Annotated in this window: 7 protein-coding genes and 1 pseudogene; 4 read left to right on the top strand and 4 right to left on the bottom strand. The window is 75.2% G+C overall.

Annotated elements, in window-relative coordinates:
- Positions 1-68: 68 nt before the first annotated feature.
- Positions 69-2423, bottom strand: a complete 2355-nt coding sequence (locus ACTWQH_RS02980; RefSeq protein WP_443284677.1) for a bifunctional serine/threonine-protein kinase/ABC transporter substrate-binding protein — start codon at positions 2421-2423, stop codon at positions 69-71.
- A 66-nt stretch (positions 2424-2489) separates the two neighbouring features.
- Positions 2490-4778: a bifunctional serine/threonine-protein kinase/ABC transporter substrate-binding protein gene (locus ACTWQH_RS02985; protein WP_443284678.1), complete on the bottom strand. Its 2289-nt coding sequence runs from the start codon at positions 4776-4778 to the stop codon at positions 2490-2492.
- A gap of 141 nt (positions 4779-4919) precedes the next feature.
- On the opposite strand from ACTWQH_RS02985, the gene ACTWQH_RS02990 reads away from it, so the two are divergent.
- Positions 4920-5783, top strand: coding sequence for an NAD-dependent epimerase/dehydratase family protein (locus ACTWQH_RS02990; protein ID WP_443284679.1), 864 nt, complete (start codon positions 4920-4922; stop codon positions 5781-5783).
- A gap of 57 nt (positions 5784-5840) precedes the next feature.
- Here the strand turns inward: ACTWQH_RS02990 and ACTWQH_RS02995 are convergent, their stop codons facing one another.
- Together ACTWQH_RS02995 and ACTWQH_RS03000 are read right to left on the bottom strand one after the other, a co-directional pair.
- The gene (locus ACTWQH_RS02995) at positions 5841-6410 is read right to left on the bottom strand and encodes a snapalysin family zinc-dependent metalloprotease (RefSeq protein WP_443284680.1); all 570 of its coding nucleotides are present in this window, start codon (positions 6408-6410) and stop codon (positions 5841-5843) included.
- Between the two features lie 147 nt (positions 6411-6557).
- Positions 6558-6974 (bottom strand): annotated as a pseudogene (locus ACTWQH_RS03000) (SAM-dependent methyltransferase); the annotation flags it as partial.
- Between the two features lie 252 nt (positions 6975-7226).
- Here ACTWQH_RS03000 and ACTWQH_RS03005 point away from each other — a divergent pair.
- The 3 genes from ACTWQH_RS03005 to ACTWQH_RS03015 all read left to right on the top strand — a co-directional run.
- On the top strand, positions 7227-8492 hold the full coding sequence (locus ACTWQH_RS03005; RefSeq protein WP_443284681.1) for a cytochrome P450: 1266 nt from the start codon (positions 7227-7229) through the stop codon (positions 8490-8492).
- 132 nt (positions 8493-8624) lie between these two features.
- Positions 8625-9914, top strand: a complete 1290-nt coding sequence (locus ACTWQH_RS03010; protein ID WP_443284682.1) for a cytochrome P450 — start codon at positions 8625-8627, stop codon at positions 9912-9914.
- Positions 9915-10095: 181 nt separating this feature from the next.
- Positions 10096-19456: type I polyketide synthase (locus ACTWQH_RS03015; protein ID WP_443284683.1), on the top strand; the 9361-nt coding region annotated here is incomplete at its 3' end.

The following is a 19456-nucleotide window of genomic DNA, read 5'->3' on the forward strand; positions in this document are numbered from 1 at the left end:
AGGACAAACTTAGGGAAGGCTAGCCTAAGCGTGCGGGTCGCGTCATTCGAGAGTCAGTCATTCGAGAGTCAGTCGAGACTGTCGATGGTGTACTCCTCGGCGAGGCCCAGGGGCGCGAACGCGCCACTGGCGACCCGGTAGATGCTGGGGCCGGTGCCGGCGTACTCGCCATCCCCGTCGAAGCTGACGGTGCCGGTGATGCCCGCGTGGCTGGCGACGACCAGCTTCGCCAGCACGTGCCCCCGGTCCGCGCCGGGTCCGAGCCCGGCCACCGCCTCGATGATCATCTGCGTGACGTCGTAGGCGCGGGGCGCGTACTGGCCGGGCGCTTCGCCGTACTCCTCCCGGAAGCGCTGGGCGAAGTCGCGGCCCCCGTTGGTCGCTGACGCGTCGTAGCAGGGGCAGACGACGTACCACCCCTCGGTCGCCGTGCCGCCCGCGTCGATGAACGCCTGGTCCATGGTGCCGCTTCCGCTGATGCGGAGGCCGTCGTAGCCCGCGCTCCCCAGGAGGGAGGCGAGTTCGGCCGCGTCCTCGTGGCGGCCGAGGAACGCCACGGCGTCCGCGCCGTTGTCGGTGGCCTCCTGGGCGATGCTGGTGAGGGAGGTGTCCGCGGTGGATCTGCGCGTCGCCGACATCAGCAGGTGGTCCTCGACGCGGTCATGCACGACGTCGGCGGCGTCCGTGCCGTACGGGGTGCCGTCGTCGATCACGGTCACGCTGATGGCCGGCGAGTCGTAGAGGAGGTCGCCGATCGCCCTGCCGGTCTGCAGGTCGTGCGGCACCGCACGCAGGAAGGCGTTGAAGCCCTGCCGGGTGAGGGACGGGTCGGTGGCGGAGGCGGTGACGAAGGTGAGTCCGGCCTCGGAGTAGAGCGGGCCCGCCTCGTTGACCGTGTCGGTGAGCGCCGGGCCGAGCACGGCGAGGACCCGTTCGTCGTCGACGGCCCGCTGCGCCGCCGTCGCGGCCTCGGACGCCGTGCCCTGGTCGTCGGCCTCGAACACCTCGAACCACAGCTCGGGGTGGTCGCCGGACGCGTTCGCCTCGGCCACGGCCAGTTCGGCCGCCCGGAGCAGGTCCCGGCCGATGGCCGTGCCGGTGCCGGTGCCGGTCTCGCTCAGGGACGCCTGGACGGCTATGCGCACGGTCGTCGCGTCCCCGCCGGGCCCGCCGCCCCTGGTGCCGCCCGCGTCGCCGCCGGCGGCGTTCGCTCCGCCCGTGTCCCCGCCGCCGGAGGTGCCGCCCGTGGTGCCGCCACCCGAGCCGTCGCCCGAGGTGAGGACGTAGCCGAGCACGCCGAGACCCGCGACGGTGACCGCGCCGCCGCCGATGGTCAGCAGGCGGCGCCGCGACGTGTCCCGGCCCGGGGGGCGTTGGGGCGGCGGCGGCACGGGCAGCGGCGGCCCGAAGGCGCCGGTCACGGGCGCCCTGTGCGGGGCGGGTGAGGCGGGGGCGGCAGACGGGGGCGGGGTGGAGGGCAGCGGGTTGTCGGTCTGCTCGCGCACCGCGCGGGCGACCGGCTCGGGCAGCCAGTCCAGCCCGGCCGCGACGCCCTGACCCCCGTGGCCCCCGTGGCCCCCGTGGCCCTCCTGACCGCCCCGGCCCCCCTGACCGCCCCGGCCCACGAGCCACGCCACCAGCTCCCCGACGGCTGGCCGCCGCCCCGCCTCCTTCTCCAGGCACCGCTCCACCAGCCCTCGCAGCCCCTCCGGCACGGCCGCCAGCTCCGCCGGCTCGTACGCCGCGCGGAAGTTGACCTCCTGCCCCTGGCCCGTGCCGAACGGCCCCGCACCGGTGGCGGCGTACACCAGGACCGCGCCGAGCGAGAACACGTCGCTGGCCGGGCCGGCGCCCGCGCCCCGCAGCTGCTCGGGCGCGATGTAGCCCGGCGTCCCCACGATCGCCCCGGTCTGCGTCAGCGCCGTGTCCTCGGCCGCCAGCGAGATCCCGAAGTCGATGACGCGCGGGCCGTCCGTCGCCAGCAGCACGTTCGACGGCTTCAGATCCCGGTGCACCACCCCGGCGGCGTGGATCGCCTCCAGCGCCTCCGCCAGCCCGGCCCCCAGCGCCCGCACCGACTCCTCCGGCCACGGCCCGTGTTCGGCGACCGCGTCCTTCAGCGACGGCCCCGCCACGTACGCCGTCGCCAGCCACGACGGCACGCCCTCCGTGTCCGCGTCCACGACCGCCGCCGTGAACACCCCGCCGACCCGCCGCGCCGCCGCGACCTCCCGAGCGAACCGCCGCCGGAACTCCGGGTCCTCCGCCAACTCCGCCCGCACCACCTTCAGCGCCACCGGCCGACCGCCCGGCGACCGCGCCAGGAACACCCGCCCCATGCCGCCGACACCCAGCCGCGCCAGCACCCGGTAGCGCCCCACCTGCCGCGGATCCCCCGCCGCCAGCGCCTGCAACTCCGCCACCACCGTCCCCCTCTCGCCGCTCGTCGCGCCTTACGGTACCGACAGCGTGACGGACCCCGGCCGGTGTCAGTCGCGGAAGTCCTCGACCGGGCCGTGCGGCGCGAACTCGCCGCCGTCGACCCGGTAGAGGTCGGGGCCGACCCCGCGGTACTCGCCGCCCTCGCCGAACTCGATCTCGCCGGTGATGCCGTCGTAGCGGACACCGGCCAGCGCCTCGAAGACGCCCTCGCGGTCCGCCCCCGCCCCCAGCGCCGCCACCGCCTCGATGATCACCGCGGTGACGTCGTACGCCCGGGGCGCGTACAGGCCCGGCACCCGGCCGTGCTCGGTCCGGAAGCGCTGGATGAACTCCCGGCCGCCGGAGCTGTCGGTCACGTCGCAGCCGGAGCTGACGAGATACCAGCCCTCCACGGCGCCGCCGCCCAGATCGGGGAGGGACGGGTCCATGGCGCCGTCGCCGCTGACCCGGACCCCGGCGAAGCCGCGCTCCGCCAGCGCGCCGGCGAGGTCGGCCGCCTGGTCGTAGTAGCCGAGGAACGCCAGCCCGGTCGCGCCCGAGGAGACGACCGCCTGGGCGGTGGCGTCCATGCCGGCGGCGTCGCCCGGGACGCTCTCCCGCAGCGCGGAGACGGACAGCTCGGCGAGACGTTCCTCCACCGCGTCGGCCACGTCGACGCTGTAGGCGGAGGAGTCGTCCACCACCATCACGTCCTCGACGTCGAGCTGCGCGAGGAACTCGGCGATGGCCACACCGGACTGCCGGTCGTCGGGGACCGCGCGCAGGAAGGTGGCGTAACCCTGCTGGGTGAGCGTGGAGTTGGTCGCCGAGGGGGTCACGCAGGCCAGGCCCGCGTCGGCGTAGAGCGGGCACGCCACGTCCGCCGTGCCGGAGAACGCCGGGCCCAGGACGGCCAGGACGCCGGTGTCGTCGATCGCCATCTGGGCCGCCGCCGTGGCCCTCTCCGCCAGGCCCTGGTCGTCCGCCTCGGCGATCTCGAAGCGGAGGCCGGGATAGCCGCCGTTGGCGTTGGCCTCGTCAACGGCCAGGCGGGCGGCGGCGAGCAGGTCCTGGCCGAACGCCTCGTTGCCGCCGGTGAGCGGCGCCTGCACGGCGATCCGCACCGTGCGGGTCTGCCCGCTGCCGTCGTCCGGGGAGGACGAGGTCGACGGCGAGCCCGGATCCCCGCTGTTCCCGCTGTTCCCGCTGTTCCCGCCGTCCGTGCCGCCCGCCGTGCCGCCCGAGGAGCCGTCGCCGCCCCCGCCGAAGCTCCAGGCGAGCGCGCCGAGCCCCGCCAGGGCCGCCGCCCCGCCGCCGGCGGCCAGCAGGCCGCGCCGCGACGGCCCGCCGCCCTGACGCGGAGGGCCGGGCAGGTGGTGGGGCCGGGGAGGAACCGGCGGCCCGAAGGCGCCGCCGGCGTTCGGCACGGTCGGCACGGTCGGCGAGGGCGGCGTCGCGGGCAGCGCGGCATCGGTCCGCTCCCGCACCGAACGCGCCACCGGCTCCGGCAGCCAGTCCAGCGCCGCCGCCGCGCCACCGCCCGCCCCCACGCCCAGCCGCTCCAGCAGCGAGGCGACGCCCGGCCGCCGCGCCGGGTCCTTCTCCAGGCACGCCGCCAGCAGCTCCCGCAGCCCGCCGCCCTCCGGCACCCGCGCGAGCTCGGCCGGCTCGTACGCCACGCGGAAGTTGACCGCGTGCGCCGCTCCCGTGCCGAAGGGCCCCTCGCCGGTCGCGGCGTACGCCAGCACCGCGCCCAGCGCGAACACGTCGCTGGCCGGCGTCACGCCCTTGCCCGTCAGCTGCTCCGGCGACATGAAGCCCGGCGTTCCCACCGCCGCCCCGGTCTGCGTCAGCGCGGTGGCGTCGGCGGCGAGCGAGATCCCGAAGTCGATGACGCGCGGGCCGTCCGGCGCCAGCAGCACGTTCGACGGCTTCAGATCCCGGTGGACCAGGCCCGCGCCGTGGATCGCCTCCAGCGCCTCCGCCAGCCCGACGCCCAGCGCCCGCACCGCCCCCTGGGGCCACGGGCCGTACGCGGTCACCGCCTCCACCAGCGGCATGCCCGCGACGTACGCCGTCGCCAGCCACGGCGGCGAGCCGTCCGGGTCGGCGTCCACCACGCCCGCGGTGAAGAAACCATTGACCCGCCGGGCCGCGGCCACCTCCCGCGCGAACCGCCGCCGGAACTCCGGGTCGTCCGCCAGCTCGGCCCGCACCACCTTCACCGCGACGGGCCGCCCGCCCGGCGACCGCGCCAGGAACACCCGGCCCATGCCCCCGGCCCCCAGCCGCGCCAGCACCCGGTAGCGCCCCACCTGCCGCGGATCCTCCGCCGCCAACTCCTGGAACTGCGCCACGCCCCTCCCTTTCCTCCCTCTCCTCGCCTGCCCCGAGCACCGTAGCGAGTCGCCGCCGGGACGTCACCGGTGATCAACGTGAATCAACGCCGATCACCACCGATCACCGCTGAACGGCGGCCGGGGGCGTAGCGTGTGCCCATGTCCCGCTCCCGCGTCGTCGTCACCGGAGGCAGCGGCAAGCTCGGCCGCGCCGTCGTCAGGGAACTGCTCGACCACGGCTGGGACGTGGTCAACCTCGACCGGGTGCCCCCGGCCGAGGAACTGTGCCCGTTCGTGCGGGTGGACCTCACCGACTACGGCCAGACCGTCGGCGCCCTCACGGCGGTCGACGACCGCTACGCCCGCGTGGACGCCGTGGCCCACCTCGCGGCCGTGCCGGCGCCGGGGCTGGTGCCGAACACCGCCGTCTTCGGCAACAACATCGCCGCGACCTATCACGTCTTCTCGGCCGCCCGGCTGGCCGGGATCCGCAACGTGGTGTGGGCCTCCAGCGAGACGGTGCTGGGCCTGCCGTTCGAGACGCCGCCGCCCTACCTGCCGGTGGACGAGGAGTATCCGGGCCGGCCGGAGAGCAACTACTCGCTGGCCAAGTACCTGGAGGAGCAGCTCGCCGGGCAGCTGTGCCGGTGGGACCCCGAGCTGACGATGGTCGGCCTGCGGTTCTCCAACGTGATGGAGGTCGCGGACTACGCCGGGTTCCCGGCGTTCGACGCGGACCCGCGGCTGCGGCGCTGGAACCTGTGGTCGTACATCGACGCCCGGGACGGCGCCCAGGCGGTCCGCAAGGGGCTGGAGTACGAGGCGGCGGGGCGGGAGATCTTCGTCATCGCGAGCCCCGACACGGTGATGTCCACGCCGTCGGCCGAGCTGGCCGCCGCCGAGTTCCCCGGCGTCGAGGTCAGGGGCGAGCTCGGCCGCCACGAGTCGCTGATGTCGACCGCCAAGGCCCGCCGCCTGCTCGGCTACGCGCCCCGGCACAGCTGGCGCGACCACGTGCCGTGACGCGAGGCCGCCGCCTGCGTGTGCGTGGGGGGACGGCGGCCTCCTGTCCGTCGCGCGTCAGTCGCGGAACATGCGCGGCTCGAACGCCGCGGAGCCCGCGCCCGCGGTCGTGGCGGCGAAGTTGTCCTCCACCGCGGCGCGTTCGGCGGCGTCGGGGTAGGGGTTGGTGCAGTCGATGCCGGCCGTCGAGCCGGACATCAGGCTGCTGCACGGGCCCGGCTTGATGTCGGGCAGCCCGAGGATGTGGCCGAGCTCGTGGGCGGCGATGCGGATCACGTCGTAGCCCTCGTTCACCGCCTGCCGACCCATCCAGACGGTGCCGTTGCCCAGGCTGGTGGTCTGGGCGCGCGGCCAGCCGTCGTCGGCGAGGATCTCGACGTTGGCCGCGGCACCGGGCTCGGCGGGCTCCAGGCGGACGTTGGCCACGCTCTCGTTCCAGACGTCGGCGCCGCTGTGGACGGCGTCGACGAACTCCTCGGCCCCGCTGGTGTCGTACGTCACGACGACGGCCTGGGCGGGGGCCGGGGCGGGCGAGGGCGAGGGCGCGGCCGAGGCCTGGCCGGCCGTCCAGGTCAGGGCCACCACGAGCATGGTGACCAGCGCCCGCGCGGCGTTCCTGAGTGTCACGTTGATCCTCCTGTGGGGCTGTGGGGGGAAGCGCTCGTCTTAATCATGCTCATGCCACGCCCGCCCGACGCCACGCCCGCACGTCACTCCTCGGTCCTGCGCAGCACCAGGCAGACGAAGCCGAACGCCTCGCGGTAGGCGCGCAGCCCGCCCGCCGGGAGCCAGGTGCCCGCGCGCCGCCGCGAGCGTGGGCAGCAGGCCGCCGAAGGCGTGCGTGGCCCCGACGCACAGCACCAGGTCGTACGCCCGGGAGGCCGCGAACTCCGCGGTGTCCGCGGCGTCCCCGCGATGGAGCACCAGGCGCTCGTGAACGCCGAGTCGCCGCGCCGCCTCCCGTGCCCGCGCCAGCGCGCCGGCGGAGGCGTCGACGCCCTCGGCCCGCAGCCCCGGGTGCCGGGCCAGGGCGCGCAGCAGCCACTCCCCGCCGCCGCACCCGAGGTCGAGCACGCGCTCGTCGCCGCGCGGGAGGCCGTGCTCCAGCATGCGGCGTACCGCGTCGTCGTCGAGCGGGGCGGCGATCGGGTGATCCGCGTGGGCGAGACGGGAGATCTCTTCGCGTCGCATCGGCGGAGCCTGACACGCCCGCGCCCCGCGCGCACGGGCTTTTCCCGGGCGGCGCGGGACGCGTACGCACGGCGCATAAAGGCCACGTCGGCGGGGGTTGCCGACGCCCCAAAAGGAGACTTATTGATTGACAATCGGACGAGTGATCACGCAGACTCCTATGCGATTTTTGCTGACGAAGTCTCAAGCAGGGCGGCTTGACTTCCGCCCGCTGCGGGGGAGTGAATGACGGGCCATCAGCCACACACGTCCATGTCCACCGAGCTTCCGTCCGTGCTGGACGGTTACGACCTCTCCGACCAGTCGCGGTTCGCCGAGGGCTTCCCCCACGAGGTCTTCGCCCGCCTCCGCCAGGAGGCGCCGGTGCTGTGGCACCCGCGGGGGCAGACCAAGGACGGCGAGGGGTTCTGGGTCCTGTCCCGGTACGCCGACATGAAGGCGGCGGCGGAGGACGAGGTGTTCTCCTCGCAGGGCGGCGGCGGACGCGAGGGCGGCGGCACCCACATCGACGACCTCAAGACCGGCGTGCACGCCGGGATCCTGATCAACATGGTCGACGACCCCCGGCACGAGCTCATCAAGGACATGGTCAGCCCGCCCGTCGCCCGGCAGGCCGTCGAGGCGCGGTTACCGGAGCTGCGCTCCGTGGCGGCCCGGCTCGTGCAGCAGGCGCTCGACAAGGGCCACGCCGACTTCCAGCCGGACGTCACCGCCCCGTACACCATCGAGTGCGTCGCCAGGGTGCTCGGCGCGCCCGAGGCGGACATGGCGCAGCTCATCGAGTGGGCCACCGCCGTCGCCGGACTGGACGAGCGGGCCACGGGCAGGATCAACCAGTCCTCCCAGGAGGTCCAGTACGCCATCTGGGAGTACAGCAAGAAGCTGATCGCGGACAAGCGCGCCGCCGGGTCCGACACCGGCGACCTGATGTCCGTGATGGCCTGCCAGAACATCCCCGCTGACGCCGGCGAACCGCCGCTGTCGGAGTACGAGCGCGAGGCGTTCTTCAACCTGGTGCTGCTGGCCGGCAGCGAGCCGCCGCGCAACGCCCTCGCCACGGGGATCCTCGCCCTCGCCGAGCACCCCGAGCAGTGGCACGCCCTGCGCGCCGACCGCTCCCTGCTGCCCGGCGCCGTCGAGGAGATCCTGCGCTGGTCCAGCCCCACCCCCTACAACCGGCGGACCGCGACGCGGGACACCGAGTTCGGGGGCGCCGCCATCAAGGCCGGCGAAAAGATCACCTTCTGGTGGGCCTCCGCCAACCGCGACGAGTCGGTCTTCACCGACCCGACGCGGTTCGACATCCGCCGCTCGCCCAACCCGCACCTGGCGTTCGGGCACGGGACGCACTCCTGCCTCGGCGAGCAGCTGGCGCGCATCGAGGCGCGCCTGCTGCTGGAGGAGCTGCTCGACCGGGTGGAGGAGATCAGGGTCGCCGGCGAGGTGACCTGGGCCCCCAGCAACAAGCACACCGTCATCCTCCGCATGCCGGTCGAGCTCGTGCCGGCCCGCGCCTAACGCCACAGGCAGTACGCCTCCGGGCAGAACGCCCGGGGGCGTACGCCTCAGGCCACAAGCCACCATCACCGGGCGCACCCAGCCACCAGCGGGCGCGCCGCCCCATCACCGGATCCGCAGGAGCCACCGACCATGGCAGAGACACCGGGCACGCAGACGGGGACCGAGACGGGAAGCGCGGCGGGGGCTGACGCCCCGGCCATGGACCCGAGCTTCTTCTCGCAGCTGCTGCCCTTCGACCCGTTCGACCCCGCCTTCCACGCCGACCCCTACGCCGTCTACCACAAGATCCGCGAGCAGGGCCCCGTCGTCCGCACGCCCGCGGGCCTGGTCGTCCTCACCGGACACGCCGAGTGCTCGGCGGTGCTGCGCGACGCCCGCTTCGGCTGGGGCGACGGCGCCACCGTCGCCGAGCACTTCAGCCAGGCACCCGACGGCACCACCGTGCGGCCCTTCCTCTTCATGGACCCGCCGGACCACACCCGCGTCCGCGGCCTGGTCAGCCAGGCGTTCGCCGCGCGCCGCGTCGACCGGATGCGCGCCCGCGCGCACGAGCTGGTCACCGAGCTGATCGAGGCGGCCAGGGCGGAGGCCGGCGACGGCCCCCTCGACCTGATGTCGGCGGTCGCCCACCCGCTGCCCGCGATGCTGCTGGGCGAGCTGCTCGGCGTCCCCCCCGAGCGGTACGAGCGGTTCCGCACGCTCTCCGACGACATCGCCCACGGCCTCGACCCGAGCTTCTTCCTCACCCCCGAGGAGGTCGCCCGCCGCGACAACGCCCGCGCGGAGCTCGGCGAGTACTTCGCCGGGCTCGCCGAGGAACGCCGTGCCGCGCCCGCCGACGACCTGGTCAGCGAGCTGGTCGCGGCCGAGGAGGCGGGCGACCGTCTCGGCGGGCACGAGCTCCTGGTCACCCTCACCCTGCTGCTGTCGGCCGGCTACGCCACCACGGTGAACCTGATCGGCAACGGCATGCTGGCGTTGCTCCAGCACCCCGAGCAGCGGGCGTGGCTGCGCGCGAACCCGGAGGGCGTGGCCGGCGCCGTCGAGGAGATGCTGCGCTACGACGCGCCCACGCAGATGATCTCCCGGACCGCGCTGGAGGACGCCGAGCTGGCGGGCTCCCCGATCGCCGCCGGCGAGCAGGTGATGCTGATGCTGGGGGCGGCCAGCCGCGACCCGCAGGTCTACGACGACCCGGACGCGCTGGTGCTGTCCCGGCAGTCCACTCGCAACCTCGGGTTCGGCCTCGGCGCGCACTTCTGCGTGGGCGCCCCCATGGCCCGCCTGACCGCGCAGGTCGCGGTGTCCGCGCTGTCCGCGCTCGACCTGGAGCTGGAGACGACCACGCCGGCCCGGGCGCCGTACATCATCATGCGCGGGCTGAAGGAGCTTCCGGTGCGGGTCGCCTCCGGCGGTTGACCGGGCGTCGCATGGCGGCGTCCCTGGTCGGCGCGGGACGGAGCCCCCGGATCCTCGCCGGGCGCCGAGCGACGAGCGCCGAGCGGGGACGTTGCGGGGCGCCGTCCTGCGCGGCGTGCGTTCGGACCCGTGCCCGTACTCCTGTCGTCTTTCTGGACCGTTCGGGAAGTCTGAGAACCGCATGACCGACTTGTCAGCCGTACCAGCCGTACCAGCCGAAGCCGCCGAGGCCGCCGAAGCCGCCGCACTGGCCGGGACAGACCGCCGTGTCGCGGTGGTGGGAATGGCCTGCCGCGTCCCGGGAGCGGCCGGCCCGGGCGCCTTCTGGCGGCTGCTTCGCGACGGCGTCGACGCCATCACGCCGGCCCCCGCGGGGCGCGGTCTGGCCCAGGGGGTCCACGGCGGGTTCCTCGACCGGGTCGACCAGTTCGACCCGGCGTTCTTCGGCATGTCCCCGCGCGAGGCCGCCGCAGCCGACCCGCAGCAGCGGCTGGCGCTCGAACTGTCCTGGGAGGCGCTGGAGGACGCGGGATTACGCCCCGAGCGGCTGCGCGGCAGCCGCACCGGCGTCTTCATCGGCTCGATGGCCGACGACTACGCGAAGCTCCAGCACGCCGCCGGCGCGCTCTCCGCGCACAGCGCGACGGGCCTGAGCCGGGCCGTCATCGCCAACCGCCTGTCGTACCTGCTGGGCCTGTCCGGCCCCAGCCTGGCCGTCGACACCGCCCAGTCCTCCGGGCTCGCCGCCGTGCACCTGGCCGTACGCAGCCTGCTCGACGGCGAGTCGGCCGTCGCCCTCGCGGGCGGCGTCCACCTCAACCTCATCGCCGAGGGCTTCGCCTCCGCCGAACTCTTCGGCGCCCTCGCGCCCGACGGCGCGGACGCCCGCTGCCGCGTGTTCGACGAGCGGGCCGGCGGCTACGTGCGCGGCGAGGGAGGCGGCATCGTCGTCCTCAAGCCGCTGTCCGCCGCCCTCGCCGACGGAGACCGGATCCACGGCGTCATCCTGGGCAGCGCCCTGGGCAGCGGCACCGGCCACACCCTCACCGCCCCCGACCCGGCGGCGCAGGAGAGCGTGATCCGGGCCGCGTGGCGCAACGCCGGGATCGCGCCGGGCGACGTGCAGTACGTCGAACTCCACGGCACGGGAACGCCGGTGGGCGACCCCGTCGAGGCGGCGGCCCTCGGCGCCGCGGCGGAAGGGCGTCCGCTGGTCGTCGGCTCGGTGAAGACCAACATCGGGCACCTGGAGGGCGCCGCCGGGGCCGTCGGCCTGATCAAGGCGTTGCTGTGCGTCAAGCACCGCCGGCTGCCGCCCAGCCTCCACTTCGAGCGGCCGAACCCGAAGATCCCGCTGGACGAGCTGAACCTGACGGTCGGGCGGCGGCTGGGTCCGTGGCCCCGGCCGGGGGATCCGCTGATCGCCGGCGTCAGCTCGTTCGGCATGGGCGGCACCAACTGTCATGTGGTGCTGGCCAACTGGACCCCGGCCCCAGCCCTGGAGGGCAGGGAGCGGCGCCTGCCCGGCGTGCTCCCCTGGCTGGTCTCCGCCCGCAGCGAGGACGCCCTGCGCGCCCGGGCCGCGCGGCTGCTCGCCGACCAGGCCGAGCACGCCGACCAGCACTCCGATGCGGCGGACCTGGCGGGCTCGTTGGCCACCACCCGCTCGGCGTTCGAGCACCGCGCCGTCGTGCTGGGGGAGGGGCGCGAGGCGCTGCACTCCGGCCTCGCCGCCCTCGCCGAGGGCCGGGACGCCCCCAACGTGCTGCGCGGCGTCGCGCCGCGATCCGGACCCGGACCCGGACCCGGACCCGGGGGCGGCGGGGTGGCGTTCCTCTTCTCCGGGCAGGGCAGCCAGCGCGCGGGCATGGGACGCGCGCTGCACGCCGCGTTCCCCGCCTACGCCGAGGCGTTCGACGCCGTCTGCGCCGAGCTGGAGGCCCACCTGGACCGTCCGCTGCGCGAGGTGGTCTTCGCCGAGCAGGACACGCCCGAGGCGGCGCTGCTGGACCAGACCGGCTACACCCAGCCCGCCCTGTTCGCCGTCGAGGTCGCGCTCTACCGCCTGCTGGAGCGCTGGGGCGTCACGCCGGGTCTGTTGCTGGGCCACTCCGTCGGCGAGATCGCCGCCGCCCACTGCGCCGGCGTCCTGGACCTCGCCGACGCCGCCACCCTGGTCGCGGCCCGCGGCGCCCTCATGCAGGCCCTGCCCGCCGGCGGCGCCATGGCCGCGATCGAGGCCAGCGGCGAGGAGGTGGAGCGGACCCTGCCCGAGGCCGGCGGCCCGGTGAGCATCGCCGCGTTCAACGCCCCGACGGAGACGGTCATCTCGGGTGACGCGGAGGCGGTACGGGCGCTGGCCGCCGCCTGGGCCGAACGCGGCCGCAAGACCACCGCGCTGCGCGTCAGCCACGCCTTCCACTCCGCCCACATGGACGGCATGCTCGACGCCTTCCGGCGGGTCGCCGAACGCCTCACCTTCCGCCCGCCGCGCATCCCCGTCGTCCCGGCCGGGGCCGATGAGCTGTGCACCCCCGGCTACTGGGTCCGGCACGCGCGGGAGGCCGTCCGCTTCGTCGACGGCGCGCGGGCCGCCGCCGAGGCCGGGATCACGGCGTACGTCGAGATCGGCCCGGGCGCCACCCTCAGCGGGCTCGTCCGGGACACCGACGCGCTGGTCCTCCCCGCGCTCCGGCGCGACGTTCCCGAGGAACGGTCGCTCCTCACCACCCTCGGCGAGCTGCACGTGCGCGGCGCGGCCGTCGGCTGGGACGCCCTCTTCGCCGACGCGGGCACCCGGCGGGTCGAGCTGCCGACGTACCCCTTCCAGCGGACCAGGCACTGGGCCGGGGAGAGGACCGGGGAGGCGTCGCCGGCGGCGCCCCCTCCCGAGGCGCCGCAGAGCGCGCCGGGCCGCGCGGCCGGCGAACTCGCCGATCCCGCCGACCCCGTCGAACTCGCCGAACTCGCCGAACTCGTGCGCACCCACACCGCCGCCGTGCTCGGCTACGACACGGCGAACGCCGTCAACGCCGACTGGGCGTTCCGGGACCTCGGCCTCGACTCGTACGGCGCCGTCGAGCTGCGCAAACGCCTCGCCTCCGCCACGGGCGTGAGCCTGGCCAGCGGCGCCCTGTTCAACCACCCCACGCCCTCGGCCATGGCCGCCTGGCTGCACGCCGAACTCGGCGGCGCGGCGGCCGAACCGACAGCCCCGGCCGCCCAGGCAGCCCCGGCGCGGCCGGCACGTCCGGCATCCGCGTTCGGCGACGACCCCATCGCCATCGTGGCCATGGCCTGCCGCTACCCCGGCGGCGTCACCTCCCCCGCAGAGCTGTGGCGGCTGCTGCGGGAGGAGCGGGACGCCACCGGCGCCTTCCCCACCGATCGCGGCTGGGATGTGGACGCCCTACACGCCCCCGGCCCCGACTCGGACCCCGACCGGGCGGGCACCTCCTCCACCACGCGCGGCGGCTTCCTGGACGACGTCGCCGGCTTCGACGCGGACTTTTTCGGCATCTCGCCGCGCGAGGCACTCGCGATGGACCCGCAGCAGCGGCTGCTGCTGGAGACGAGCTGGGAGGCGTTCGAACGCGGCGGCATCGCGCGCGGGGCGCTGCGCGGCAGCTGCACCGGCGTGTTCGTGGGCGCCACCGCGCAGGACTACGGCCCGCGCATGCACGAGGCGGCCAACGGCGTCGAGGGCTACGTGCTGACCGGCACCACGCCCAGCGTCGCCTCGGGCCGGATCGCCTACGCCTTCGGGCTGGAGGGTCCGGCGGTGACCGTCGACACCGCCTGCTCGTCCTCGCTGGTGGCGCTGCACCTGGCGGCCCAGTCGCTGCGCGGCGGCGAGTGCGACATGGCCCTGGCCGGGGGCGTCACGGTGCTGTCGACGCCGGGCATGTTCGTGGAGTTCAGCCGCCAGCGCGGCCTCGCGGCGGACGGCCGCTGCAAGCCCTTCGCGGCGGCGGCCGACGGGACCGGGTGGGCCGAGGGCGTCGGCGTACTGCTGCTGGAACGCCTGTCGGACGCGCGGCGCAACGGGCACCGTGTGCTGGCGGTGGTGCGCGGCTCGGCGATCAACCAGGACGGCGCAAGCAACGGCCTCACCGCCCCCAACGGCCTGTCTCAGGAGCGCGTCATCCGGGCCGCCCTGGCCAACGCCGGGTTGAAGCCGGGCGACGTGGACGCCGTGGAGGCGCACGGCACGGGGACCGAGCTGGGCGACCCGATCGAGGCGGAGGCGCTGCTGGCGACGTACGGCGAGGACCGGCCGGACGACCGGCCGCTGTGGCTGGGCTCGATCAAGTCCAACATCGGCCACACGCAGGCGGCGGCGGGCGTCGCGGGCGTCATCAAGATCGTCGAGGCGATGCGCCACCGGCGACTGCCCGCCTCGCTGCACGTCGACGAGCCGACCCCGCACGTGGACTGGTCGTCGGGGGCGGTCGCGCTGCTGACCGAGGCCCGGCCCTGGCCGGAGGCGGAACGCCCCCGCCGGGCGGCGGTCTCCTCCTTCGGCGTCAGCGGCACCAACGCCCACGTCATCCTCGAAGAGGCCATCGCGGCGGAGCCGAAGGCCGCGCCGGAAGCCGAGCCGGAAGCCGAGGAAGCGCCCGAGGAGCCCGGTGTCGTCTCCTGGCCCGTCAGCGGTCGCACGGCGCAGGCACTCCGCGCCCAGGCCGCGCGGCTGCGCGCGCACCTGGCGGAACGCCCCGAGCTGCACCCCCGAGGGGTGGCCGCCGGACTGGCGAGCCGCACGCACTTCGACCACCGGAGTGTGGTGGTCGGGGCCGAGCGGGCCGAACTGCTCGCCGGGCTGGAGGCCTTGGCGGAGGGCCTGCCGCACCCGAGCCTGACCACCGGCAGCCCGGTGCCCGGCAGGACGGTGTTCGTCTACCCCGGTCAGGGCTCGCAGTGGACCCGCATGGGTGCCCGGCTCCTGGACCACTCACCCGTCTTCGCCCAGGCCCTGACCGACTGCGCCACCGCCCTGGCCCCCCACACGGACTTCGACCTGCTCGACGTGCTCGCGAGCGAGGACCCCTCGGCGCTGGAGCCGGTGGAGGTGGTCCAGCCCGCGCTGTGGGCCGTGATGGTGGCGCTGACCCGCTGGTGGCAGCAGCACGGCATCCACCCCGACGCCGTCATCGGCCACTCCCAGGGCGAGATCGCCGCCGCCCACATCGCCGGGGCGTTGAGCCTGGAGGACGCCGCCCACATCGTCGCCCAACGCGCCCGCGCCCTGACCACCCTCGCCCACACCGGCGGCATGCTCTCCGTGGCGCTGAACGCCACCGACACCCGCGAACTCCTGCCCGACGACGTGACGATCGCCGCCCTCAACGGGCCCGCCGCCACCGTCGTCGCCGGCCCCGCCAAGGCGTTGGACGCCCTCCAGGACGAGTGCACACGCCGCGACATACGCCACCGCCGCATCCCCGTCACCTACGCCTCCCACACCCCCCTCATCGAGCCGTTGGAGGCGGAGCTGCGCGAGCGGCTGGCTGGGATCAAGCCGGGCACGGCGCAGATCCCGTTCTACTCCACCGTCACCGCCACCCCCATCGACACCACCACCCTGACCGCCGACTACTGGTACACCAACCTCCGCTCCCCCGTCCGCTTCCACGACACCGTGCAAGCCCTCCTGGCCAACGGCTACACCCACTACCTCGAACCCAGCCCCCACCCCGGCCTCCTCACCGCCATCGAAGACACCATCGACCAGACCCAAACCCAGACCCAGACCCAGACCCAGACCCAGACCACGGCCGTCACCCACGCCACCCTCCTCCGCGACGACGACACCCCCACCCGCCTCACCCACGCCCTCGCCCACACCCACACCCACGGCCTGGACCAGCCGCCACCCACCCCGCCCTCCCCGGCCGGTGACCCGCCCGACCTGCCGACCTACGCCTTCCAGCACCAGTCGTTCTGGCTGGCCCCGGAGGCCAGGACGGCCGCCGCCTCCGGAAGCGACGGCCACCCCTTCCTCGGCGCGCCCGTCCCCCTCGCCAACACCAACGGCGTGCTCTTCACGGCCGAGATCGGGCTCGCCGCACATCCCTGGCTCGCGGACCACGCCGTGGCGGGCACCGTTCTCCTCCCCGGCACGGCGATGGTGGAGCTGGCGCTGCACGCCGCCCACCAGGCCGGATGCGACCGCCTCGACGAGCTGACCCTGTCCGCTCCTCTGCTCCTCCCGCCCACCGGCGCGATACGCCTCCAGCTCACCGTGGGCGCCCGCGACGGCGAGGGCAGGCGCACCCTCAGCCTCCACTCCCGCCCGGCCGACGCCGCCAACCACGACGCCGACGACGCCCCCTGGACCCACCACGCCGAGGGGACGCTGTCCCCGTCCCCGGACGCCGGTCGCCCCCACGTCGACCTCAACCTCCCGCCCTCGCCCCCGGACGCAACCGCCGCCGACGGCTACCTGCGGCTCGGCGAACGAGGCTACGACTACGGGCCGACGTTCCAGGGCCTGCGACGGCTGTGGCGGCGCGGCGAGGAGACCCTCGCCGAAGTGGCGCTGCCGGAGGAGGCGTTGGCCGACGCCGAGGCGTTCGGCGTTCACCCGGCCCTCCTCGACGCCGTGCTGCACGCCGTGCTCCTCGGCTCGACGACGACCGGCGACGCGACGCTGCTGCCGTTCGCCTGGTCCGGCGTACGGCTCCACGCCACGCGCGCCACCGCCCTGCGTGTCCACATCTCGCCGGTCGGCGAGGACGCCGTCGCCCTGACCATGACCGACACCGCCGGCGCACAGGTCGCCACGGTGGAACGCCTGTCCCTGCGCCCGGTGGAGACGGAGCGGCTGCGCGGCATGGCCGCCGCGCGCCACGACGGCCTGTACCGGGTGGAGTGGCGGCGGCTGACGCTCGGCTCGGGAGACGGCGACGGCGACGGGAACGGCCCGGGCCCGAAGCCTCCGGTCCACGCCGATCCCGCCTCCCTGGGGTCCCTGAGGTCCCTGCTCGACGGCCCGGTCCCCGGCGTTGTGACCGTTCGCTGCCCTACAGGCTCCGCAGACGCCGCCGCGATCCGGGAGTCCGTGGCGTGGGCGCTGGGGCTCGTGCAGGAGTGGCTCGCGGAGGAACGGTTCGACGGCTCGCGGCTGGCGTTCGTGACGCAGGGCGCGATGGCCGTCGAACCCGGCGAGGACGTGAACGACCTCGCGGGCGCGGCGGTGTGGGGGCTGGTGCGGGTGGCGGAGTCGGAGTTCCCCGGACGCTTCGTGCTGCTCGACCTCGACGACGCCCCCGCGTCCATGGCGGCCCTGCCAGCGGCCCTGGACACGGGCGAACCCCAACTCGCCCTTCGCGCCGGACGGGCGGCCGTGCCCCGCCTCGCCCGCCACACCGCGCAGCCCCCCACCACCTGGACGGCCGACCCCGAGGGCACCGTCCTGATCACGGGCGGCACCGGCACCCTCGGCGGTCTCCTGGCGCGGCACCTCGTCACCCGCCACGGCGTCCGCCACCTCCACCTCGTCTCCCGCCAGGGACCCCAAGCGGAGAACGCCGCCCGCGTGCGCGACGAGCTGGTCGCCCTCGGCGCCACGGTCACCCTCACCGCCTGCGACCTCACCGACCCCGACGCCGCGCGCGATCTGATCGGCGCCGTCCGCGAGGCGCGCCCGCTGACGGCCGTCGTCCACGCCGCCGGCGTGCTGGACGACGCCCTGATCACCAACCTCACGCCGCAGCGGCTGCACGCCGTGCTGGCCCCCAAGATCGACGCGGCGCTCCACCTCCACCACGCCACCGCCGACCTGCCGGGGACGGCGTTGGTCCTCTTCTCCTCCACCACTGCCACGCTCGGCACCCCCGGCCAGGCCAACTACGCGGCGGGCAACGCCTTCCTCGACGCGCTCGCCCAGCACCGCCGCGCGGCCGGGCTCCCGGCGGTCGCCATCGGCTGGGGCCTGTGGGGCGAGGCCAGCGGCATGACCCGGCACCTGGGCGCCGCCGAGGTCCGGCGCATGGCGCGTAACGGCGTCGCGCCGCTCGACACCCGGCACGCGCTCGGACTCTTCGACGCCGCCACAGGTGAGCACGACACGCCGCACCTGGTCGCCGCCCGCCTCAACCTCCACGCCTTCGCCTCCGATCCGGAGGCCGTCCCGGCGGTGCTGCGGGGCCTGGTGCGGGTCCCCGTCCGGCCGTCGTCTGCGCCTGCGGCTGCGGCTGCTGGTGCTGGTGCTGGTGCTGGTGCGGCGGCGGCCGCGTCGGGGGCGTTCGCGAGTCGCCTGGCGGGCATGACGCCGGCCGAGCGGGAGCGCGAGGCGCTGCTGTTGGTGCGCGAGCAGGCCGCCGCCGTGCTCGGCCACGCCTCGCCCGAACCGATCGCGCCCACCCAGACGTTCAAGAGCCTCGGCTTCGACTCGCTGACGGCCGTGCAACTCCGCAACCGCCTCTCCGAGGCCGTCGGCCGCCGCCTGCCGACGACGCTGGCGTTCGACTATCCGACCCCGGACGCCCTCACCCGTTTCCTGCTGGGCGAGGCGACGGCTGGCGAGGAGCAGAGCGGCGGTGCCGGGACGGACGATCCGGTGGTCATCGTCGGCATGGCCTGCCGCTACCCCGGCGGCGTCGCCTCGCCCGAGGACCTGTGGCGGCTGGTGGCGGAACGCCGGGAGAGCGTCGGAGCCTTTCCGGCCGATCGCGGCTGGGATCTCGACGCGCTGTTCCACTCCGACCCCGACCACCCCGGCACGACGTACGCCAGGCTGGGGCATTTCCTCTACGACGCGGGCGACTTCGACCCCGGCCTCTTCGGGATCTCGCGCCGCGAGGCGCTGGCGATGGATCCGCAGCAGCGGCTGCTGCTGGAGACGAGCTGGGAGGCGCTGGAGCGCGCCGGGATCGACCCGACCACGCTGCGCGGCAGCCGCACCGGCGTGTACACGGGGCTGATGTACCACGACTACGCGGTGGGCGTCGACGCCGGGGCCGAAGGCGTCGAGGGGCACGTGCTGACAGGCACTCAGGCGAGCGTGGCGTCGGGCCGTGTGGCGTACACCTTCGGGCTGGAGGGCCCGGCGGTGACGGTCGACACGGCGTGCTCGTCCTCACTGGTGGCCCTGCACCTGGCGGCGAACGCCCTGCGCACGGGAGAGTGCGACATGGCCCTGGCCGGGGGCGTGGCGGTCATGGCGAGCCCGGGGACGTTCGTCGAGTTCAGCCGTCAGCGCGGGCTGTCGCCTGATGGCCGCTGCAAGTCCTTCTCGGCCGCGGCGGACGGCACCGGGTGGGCGGAAGGCGTCGGCGTACTGCTGGTGGAACGCCTCTCCGACGCCCGGCGTAACGGCCACCGCGTGCTGGCCGTCGTGCGCGGCTCGGCGGTCAACCAGGACGGCGCCAGCAACGGGCTCACCGCCCCCAACGGCCCCTCCCAGCAAAGAGTCATCCGCGCCGCCCTGACCAACGCCGGCCTGAAGCCGGCCGACATCGACGCCGTCGAAGCCCACGGCACCGGCACAACGCTGGGCGACCCCATCGAGGCGGAGGCACTGCTGGCCACCTACGGCC

Source organism: Streptomyces sp. 6N223 (assembly GCF_052246635.1).
GTDB lineage: Bacteria > Actinomycetota > Actinomycetes > Streptomycetales > Streptomycetaceae > Streptomyces.

What these genes read in the sequence shown, in the direction of transcription:
- ACTWQH_RS02990 (WP_443284679.1), top strand. Translation starts at nt 4,920, where the DNA reads ATGTCCCGCTCCCGCGTCGTCGTCACCGGAGGCAGCGGCAAGCTCGGC.
- ACTWQH_RS03005 (WP_443284681.1), top strand. Translation starts at nt 7,227, where the DNA reads ATGTCCACCGAGCTTCCGTCCGTGCTGGACGGTTACGACCTCTCCGAC.
- ACTWQH_RS03010 (WP_443284682.1), top strand. Translation starts at nt 8,625, where the DNA reads ATGGCAGAGACACCGGGCACGCAGACGGGGACCGAGACGGGAAGCGCG.